A 5,777-nucleotide genomic window follows, 5' to 3' on the forward strand; every position below is an offset into this window, starting at 1 on the left:
CCGGTCCGCGATCTCAGCCTTGTACGTGTTCCAGTCGATCAGGCTGGGAATGACGAAGATTGCGCCGACGACCAGCAGCAGAACGGCCAGGATTCCGATGAGAAGCTTCTTCACGCGAGTTCCGCCGATACCGTTCGATATAGTAGTTTCCGCACCGTCAATACTTGGCACCGGCAGTACTGGGTACCGTCAGCACCGAAGGCCGCAAGATCCGCACCCATGCGCCTGTCGTACCAGCTTTACCCCCTATCCGCCCAATCGGGCGAGTATGCGGGACCGGCTGCCTGCGCTAAGCTAAAGAAGCAAGCGTCTTTAAGCAAACCACCATTGCCGCGTATCGCAATTTCGGCTTAAGCCAAGGCGATTTTAAGGCGAACGCAACCAACAGAGCGGGATCATGCCATGGGAGACGTCGTTAACCTGAACCGCTTCCGCAAGGCGAAGGAAAAAGCGGCGCGCGAGGCGCAGGCCGCCGCGAACAGGACACGATACGGCCGCACCAAGGACCAGCGAGCCCGCGAAAAGGACGAGGCGGCCAGGATCGCCAAGGAAATCGATGGCAAGAAAATAGACGACCCTGTCTAGTTAACGACAGGCTTGAACGATAAATCTCAAGTGACCACAAAGATTCGTGTTCCCCATTTGCTCGAATGCGCTACATTGTCGCATATAATCGCCGCATGCCGGCATCCGGGGGAGACACCGATGACTTACGCGAACCATCGAGACACCGATCCAGACCATACCTCGGTAACCAAAGTCTTCGCCATCCCGCACATCCGCCGCGTCGGATTGGACCGGCCATGGGCATGGCTGTCCGAAGGCTGGAGCGATTTCAGCCGCGCTCCGGTCGTCAGCCTCAGCTACGGCCTGGCCCTGGTCGCCGTCAGCTATATGCTGGTGCTCGGCCTTTCCTCGATCGGTCTTTTCTACCTCGTGCTGCCGCTGATCGCCGGCTTCATGCTGATGGGGCCGATCGTCGCAGTCGGCCTCTACGAAGTCAGCCGGCTCCACAGCCTGGGCCGGGAAGCTCGTTTGAGCGATGCCTTCGGCGCCTTCGCGCGCAATGCCGGCCAGATCTCCGCCATCGGCCTGGTGCTGATGCTGATGCTGCTGTTCTGGGTGCGGGTGGCGCTGCTGGTCTTCGCCCTGTTCTTCAGCTATCAGCCGCCGACCCTGGAAGGCTTCGTCAATACCGTGTTCTTCACCGAACAGGGGCTGATCTTCCTGGTGGTCGGCTCGATCATCGGCGCCGTGATCGCCACCGTGGTCTTCGCCGTCACGGCGCTGTCGATCCCGATGCTGCTCGACCGCGACACCGATCTCTTCACCGCCGTCGCCACCAGCGTCCGGGGCGTGATGGAAAACTGGCAGACCATGCTGGGCTGGGCCGGACTGATCGTCCTGTTCACGGCAGCCGGTCTAGCGACCGCCTTCATCGGCTTGGCCCTGGCCCTGCCCCTGATCGGTTATGCCAGCTGGTACGCCTATAAGGAGATCGTCTCCCACGAGTGAGGCGAAGTCCCGGCTGGATGGAAGCGGGCGCCGTCAGGGCGCCCGCACCAGGGGTTTGAGGCGCGTCACATGGCCCATCTTGCGGCCGGGACGCGCCTCCGCTTTTCCGTACAGGTGCAAGCGGGCGCCGGGCTCCGCCAGCAGGTCCGGCCAGCTTTCCACGTCGTCCCCGATCAGGTTCTTCATGACGGCGTCGGCGACTCGCTCGACCGAGCCGAGCGGCAGGCCGCAGACGGCCCGGACGAGCTGCTCGAACTGGCTGGACGCGCAGGCGTCCATCGTCCAGTGGCCGGAGTTATGCGGCCGGGGCGCCAGTTCGTTGACCAGCACGCCACCGTCCCGGGTGACGAACATTTCCACCGCCAGGACGCCGACGAACCGCAAGGCGTCCGCAATCCGCAGGGCCACCCCTTCGGCCTCCGCCGCCGTCTCCGGCGCTATCGCGGCGGGAGCTATCGTTTCGTCCAGGATGTGGTTGGCGTGGCGGTTCTCGACGGCGGGATAGGCCACCATCTCGCCGTCCTGGCCGCGCGCAACGATGACCGAGACTTCCAGCGCGAAATCGACGAAGCCTTCGACGATGGCATCGACGCCGCCGATCGACTTCCAGGCATCCACCGGCGCCGTGTCGCCGGTCAGCTTGATCTGGCCCTTGCCGTCATAGCCCATGCGGGCCGATTTCATGACGCAGGGCGTGCCGATGGTCTGATAGGCCGTCGCCGCCTGACCTGGGCAGCGGGCCGGCTCCCACGGTGCCGTTGCAATGCCGAGGCGGTTGACGAAATCCTTTTCCAGCAGCCTGTCCTGGGCGATGGCGAGCACGCCGGGGCCGGGATGCACGGGCACGAACTTGGCGAGGAAGGCCAGCGTCTGGACCGGAATGTTCTCCCACTCCAGCGTCACGACATCGACCGAGCGGGCGAACTTCGCCAGCGCCTCATGGTCGCTGTAGCGGGCGACGGTCTCGGCGGCCGACACCTGGGCGCAGGGGCTGTCGGCGTCGGGAGAAAAGACGTGGGTCTTGTAGCCGAGCTGGGCGGCGGCGAGCGCCGTCATGCGCCCGAGCTGGCCGCCGCCGAGCATGCCGATGGTGCCGCCGGGGGCCACGGTGCGAATGGTCTCGCCGGTCATGGCGCGGTCTCCACCGGAGCTTCGGCAACGGCCGCCGATTGGCGCGACCGCCAGTCGTCCAGCGCCCGGGCGACCGCCGGATCGTTGAGCGCGAGCACGGCCGCGGCGAGGAGCGCCGCGTTGATGGCGCCCGGCTTGCCGATGGCGAGCGTGCCGACCGGGATGCCGCCGGGCATCTGGACGATCGACAGCAAGCTGTCCATCCCCTTGAGGGAGTGGCTTTCGATCGGGACTCCGAACACCGGCAGCGGCGTCATCGCCGCCGCCATGCCCGGCAGGTGGGCGGCGCCGCCGGCTCCCGCGATGACGACCTTCAGCCCGCGCTCCCTGGCGCCCGACGCGAAATCATACAGGCGCTGGGGCGTCCGGTGGGCCGAGACGATGCGGACCTCGAACGGGATGCCGAGGGCTTCCAGCACATCGGCACCGTGCTTCATGGTCGGCCAGTCGGATTGACTGCCCATGATGATGCCGACCAGCGGCTTCCGTCCGGAGTCGACGTTTGGGGAAGTATTGGCGCTGGTCACGTGTCGCGGCCCGATATGCTGGATGAGGAAAAACGACGATTATAGGATCGGAGCACCGGTGGGCAAGCACGCGATCAGGCGGTCGCCGTCATGCGATCCCCGTCATGCGATGATGTCGGGCAGCAGCCGGCTTTCCAGCCGGGTGATCTGGTCCTTCAACGCAAGCTTCCGTTTCTTCAGCCGCTGAAGCTGAAGCTGATCATAGGGAGCCTGTTCGCCGATACGGGCGATGACATCGTCGAGGTCGCGGTGCTCGATGCGCAACGACGCCAGCTTCTGCTGCAAAATTTCCTGTTCATTCATCGGTGGGACGCACTTTACGCAAATTCGGTTCAGCCGGGGCCGGCATCGTGCGCCGGGTTATAACAGAATTCTGTCTCGCGGTTGAGCTTTGCATGCATGGTTGCGGCAAAGACGTGGTTTGGTAACACTGCCACCGGGCTACCAGACAGCGGACATAGCGAAAGACGAGCGGACATGAGCGGTGAAAAACGCATCGGCATCCTGACCAGCGGCGGCGATTGCGCTGGACTCAATGCCGTAATCCGGGCAGTGGTGCATCGCGCCACGCTAACATACGGCTGGCAAGTGATCGGCATTAAGGAAGGTACGATGGGCCTTCTGTCGCGGCCGGTCCACTATGAGGTGCTCAGCCTCGACATGGTCGGCAGCACCATGATGCGCCAGGGCGGCACGATCCTGGGCACGACCAACAAAGGCGATCCCTTCTCCTTTCCGATGTCGGACGGTACGGTCAAGGACCGCAGCGCGGAAATAGCCGGCGGCTACCGGGAACTGGGGCTGGACGCCCTGATCGGCATCGGCGGCGACGGCAGCTTCGCGATCCTCCGCAAGCTGGCGCAGCAATGCGGCATGAACCTTGTGGGCGTGCCGAAGACGATCGACAACGACCTTGGCCTGACGGAAGCGTCGATCGGGTTCGATACCGCCGTCGGCGTCGCGACCGAGGCGCTGGACCGTCTGCAACCGACGGCGGCCAGCCATGCCCGCGTCATGGTGCTGGAAGTCATGGGCCGGGATGCCGGGCACATAGCGCTGGCGGCCGGGATCGCGGGCGGCGCCGACGTGATCCTGATCCCGGAGATCCCCTTCAGCATCGACAGCATCGCCGAGAAGATCCATCAGGTCCGCCGGCAGGGCCGCAACTTCGCCCTGGTGGTCGTGTCCGAAGCGGTCAAGACGTCGGAGGGCAAGGAAGTCCAGAAGGAATACCTGGACGGACAGAAGCGCTTCGGCGGCATCGGCAACTATATCGGCGAGCAGATCGCCGCCGCCACCGGCGCCGAGACTCGGGTCACCGTGCTGGGGCACGTCCAGCGCGGCAGCATGCCGAGCCCGCGCGACCGGCTGATCGCCTCCGCCTTCGGCGTCCATGCCGTGGACCTGATCGCGGAAGGAAAGTTCGACCGCATGGTGGCCTGGTCGAACCGGCAGGTGATCGACGTCTCGATCGAGGACGCGATCGCCCGCTATCAGGCGGTCGAGCTGGACAGCGCCCTGGTCAAGACGGCGCGCGGCCTTGGCATCTGCCTGGGCGACTGAGGGCTGGACGTGACCGCCCAAGACGCGGACAAGGGCGCGGCGCTCTGGCGATTCGCCCTGACGGTCTACCAGAAGCCGGGCGTCTCCGACGCCTGTCTTCTGCTTCAGGACCGGTACGGCTGCAACGTGACGCTCCTGCTGTTCGCCGCCTGGGCAGGCGCCGAACAGGGCGTCGTGCTGACAGCCGATGAGATGGCCGCTGCCGTGGGGACGGTAGGCGCGTGGCATGGCGAGGTGGTGGAGCCTCTGCGCGCCGTCCGGCGGCGGCTGAAGCATGGTCCGGCACCCGCTCCCGACAGGACGACGGACAAACTCCGCGCACGGCTTCAGGCGATAGAGATCGAGGCGGAGCGAATCGAGCTTGAGACTCTGGCCGGCTTTCTGCCCGACCGGCGGGATGGGTCCGGCGTCGTCGCGATCATGGCAAATCTGGCATTGGCTGCGCCGCAGGCCGGAGATACCGAAAGCTCCGAATCGTTGCGAACGATCGCGAACTCGGCCCTTTCGCCGTAACCATCGAACTTTCGAACAAGCCAGCAGTTTCCGTATGGGTATCGGGCGACCGCGACCTATCCTTGATTATGGAAATACGGAATCCGGCTGGAGGTTTCAGCGCGATGAAGGAGTTGCTGTTTACCCTGAAAGGATGCTCACCCACGGTGGAGGAGCGCGCCCGCCGGCTGCTGAAATTCGAACTGGGCTTCGAGGAGACGGGCGCCACGGTGACAGTCAGCACCCTGTTCCTGCATTGCCATGTCGATCCCATCGAGACCGCCAGCCATCTGATGCGAATACCGCCGAGGGATGCCGTCGATCATCTGGCGGAATGGATACACAGCTTTCAAATCGATGGAGAGTTTTGCCCGGCACCGAAGGAAATGGCGAGGGCTGCGCTGTACTACGCCGGCCGGGCCGTCTGATACTGGGGGACCGAAGAGGCCGACCTGTGCGAACACCTTCGAATACCTTCACTGCGTAGGTCGGTGTAGAGCGAAGCGGCAGCCGACAAGCAGGCGCGTCTATGTCGGCTGCCGCTTCGCT

8 protein-coding genes are annotated in these 5,777 nt (G+C 64.6%); 5 read left to right on the forward strand and 3 right to left on the reverse strand.

What is annotated here, in order from left to right:
* Positions 1–402 precede the first annotated feature (402 nt).
* Both AC5JJ6_RS38375 and AC5JJ6_RS38380 read left to right on the forward strand, forming a co-directional pair.
* Positions 403–585 (forward strand): DUF4169 family protein, encoded by a 183-nt coding sequence (locus AC5JJ6_RS38375; protein WP_044427670.1) that lies wholly within the window; start codon positions 403–405, stop codon positions 583–585.
* A 120-nt stretch (positions 586–705) separates the two neighbouring features.
* Positions 706–1,515 (forward strand): DUF2189 domain-containing protein, encoded by an 810-nt coding sequence (locus tag AC5JJ6_RS38380; RefSeq protein ID WP_496047082.1) that lies wholly within the window; start codon positions 706–708, stop codon positions 1,513–1,515.
* 33 nt (positions 1,516–1,548) lie between these two features.
* Here the strand turns inward: AC5JJ6_RS38380 and AC5JJ6_RS38385 are convergent, their stop codons facing one another.
* The 3 genes from AC5JJ6_RS38385 to AC5JJ6_RS38395 all read right to left on the reverse strand — a co-directional run bounded on the left by AC5JJ6_RS38385 (position 1,549) and on the right by AC5JJ6_RS38395 (position 3,476).
* Complete coding sequence (locus AC5JJ6_RS38385; RefSeq protein WP_496047083.1) at positions 1,549–2,646, reverse strand: 5-(carboxyamino)imidazole ribonucleotide synthase; 1,098 nt, start codon at positions 2,644–2,646, stop codon at positions 1,549–1,551.
* Entirely contained in the window at positions 2,643–3,110 is a 468-nt protein-coding gene (gene purE / locus AC5JJ6_RS38390; RefSeq protein WP_496047087.1) for a 5-(carboxyamino)imidazole ribonucleotide mutase, read from the reverse strand. The genes AC5JJ6_RS38385 and purE overlap by 4 nt, the downstream gene beginning before the upstream one ends.
* A gap of 165 nt (positions 3,111–3,275) precedes the next feature.
* Complete coding sequence (locus tag AC5JJ6_RS38395) at positions 3,276–3,476, reverse strand: YdcH family protein (protein WP_044427672.1); 201 nt, start codon at positions 3,474–3,476, stop codon at positions 3,276–3,278.
* A 174-nt stretch (positions 3,477–3,650) separates the two neighbouring features.
* On the opposite strand from AC5JJ6_RS38395, the gene AC5JJ6_RS38400 reads away from it, so the two are divergent.
* From AC5JJ6_RS38400 to AC5JJ6_RS38410, 3 genes are all read left to right on the forward strand, one after another.
* The gene (locus AC5JJ6_RS38400; RefSeq protein ID WP_496047084.1) at positions 3,651–4,736 is read left to right on the forward strand and encodes an ATP-dependent 6-phosphofructokinase; all 1,086 of its coding nucleotides are present in this window, start codon (positions 3,651–3,653) and stop codon (positions 4,734–4,736) included.
* 9 nt (positions 4,737–4,745) lie between these two features.
* Positions 4,746–5,249: a TIGR02444 family protein gene (locus tag AC5JJ6_RS38405; protein WP_496047085.1), complete on the forward strand. Its 504-nt coding sequence runs from the start codon at positions 4,746–4,748 to the stop codon at positions 5,247–5,249.
* Positions 5,250–5,353: 104 nt separating this feature from the next.
* Positions 5,354–5,656: a hypothetical protein gene (locus AC5JJ6_RS38410; protein WP_496047086.1), complete on the forward strand. Its 303-nt coding sequence runs from the start codon at positions 5,354–5,356 to the stop codon at positions 5,654–5,656.
* Positions 5,657–5,777: the final 121 nt, after the last annotated feature.

The organism is Skermanella sp. (genome assembly GCF_059503625.1).